Here is a 1,288-nt window from a genome sequence, read left to right on the forward strand (position 1 = left end):
GTAAAGTCCAAACTCACGGGGACAACTGTAGCGCCGCGGAACGCCAAGGACCGTCAAGTACCCTTGAGAAGTGAACTTTAATGCAATCAGCGACTTTGCCGTGCCCGCACTGGGAGGAGCCGGACCGGTCCAGCCGCACCTGGCCTCCTTCCTGCCCGACTGGCTTAACCCGCAGGTTTTCCTCGCCGACCCGGCCCTGGCGCCGTGGGTGGTCCTGCTGGTCTGCGGGATCATTTTCGCTGAGACCGGGCTGTTGGTCGGATTCTTCCTCCCCGGTGATTCCATGCTGTTCACCGCCGGCCTGCTCGTGGCCACGGACACCATCAAGTTCAACATCTGGCTGTTCGCCGCGCTGATCATCGTGTCCGCCATCGTCGGAAACCAGGCGGGATACCTGATCGGTTCCAAGGCCGGCCCGGCGATCTTCAACAAGCCGGATTCGCGGCTATTCAAGCGCGAAAACGTGGAAAGCGCCCACAACTTCTTCGAGAAGCACGGCGGCAAGGCACTGATTCTTGCCCGCTTTGTGCCCATCATCAGGACGTTCGTTCCGGTCATCGTGGGCGTGGCCCAGATGGACAAACGGAAATTTTTCCTCTTCAACGTGATCGGCGCGCTCCTGTGGGGCGGCGGCGTGACGCTCCTCGGCTACCTGCTGGGTGACAAGGTTCCGTGGGTCCGGGAGAACCTGGACATCATCTTCATCGTGATTGTCCTGGTTTCGGTCATTCCGATCGGCATCGAAGTGCTGCGCGGCGTCGCCGCCAAGCGCCAGGCCTCCGCCTTCGGCACCGATCCGGTGGAGGAATTCATTGAGGAGCACGAGCCCGAGGCCGAGCGCAAGACGAACCTCGACCACTGATCCCAGGTTCCGTTAGTCAGGAAAGGCACCCCCACGGCCGTGGGGGTGCCTTTCACGCAGTTGGTGCCGTCTGCTGCTCTCAGCGCCGGCTGAGGGCTTCCACGATGGCCGGCAGCAGGGCGCGGAACGCCTGGCCGCGGTGGCTGATGGCGTTCTTCTCCTCCGGGCTCAGCTCGGCGCAACTCCGGTCCAGCCCGAGCGGCTGGAGCACGGGGTCGTAGCCGAAGCCCCCCTCACCGCGCGGCTCCCGCAGCAGCGTTCCCGTGAGCCTGTCTCTTATACACATCTAGATGTGTATAAGAGACAGATCCAGGGCCACAGCCTGCCGGAGGCAGCGCAGGCCGCCGTCCGCCGCGTGGAGGCGGATGCCGAGGCAGCACCCGAACTCCTGTCTCTTATACACATCTAGATGTGTATAAGAGACAG

At 62.9% G+C, this 1,288-nt stretch carries 1 protein-coding gene and 1 pseudogene; one reads left to right on the forward strand and one right to left on the reverse strand.

The features are described from left to right. Positions 1-85: 85 nt before the first annotated feature. Complete coding sequence (locus tag B1A87_RS22670; protein ID WP_078026741.1) at positions 86-862, forward strand: VTT domain-containing protein; 777 nt, start codon at positions 86-88, stop codon at positions 860-862. 79 nt (positions 863-941) lie between these two features. Here the strand turns inward: B1A87_RS22670 and B1A87_RS22675 are convergent. Then, positions 942-1,133 (reverse strand): annotated as a pseudogene (locus tag B1A87_RS22675) (non-canonical purine NTP pyrophosphatase); the annotation flags it as partial. Between the last annotated feature and the right edge of the window lie 155 nt (positions 1,134-1,288).

The organism is Arthrobacter sp. KBS0703, from assembly GCF_002008315.2.
In the GTDB taxonomy this organism is placed as follows: Bacteria; Actinomycetota; Actinomycetes; order Actinomycetales; family Micrococcaceae; genus Arthrobacter.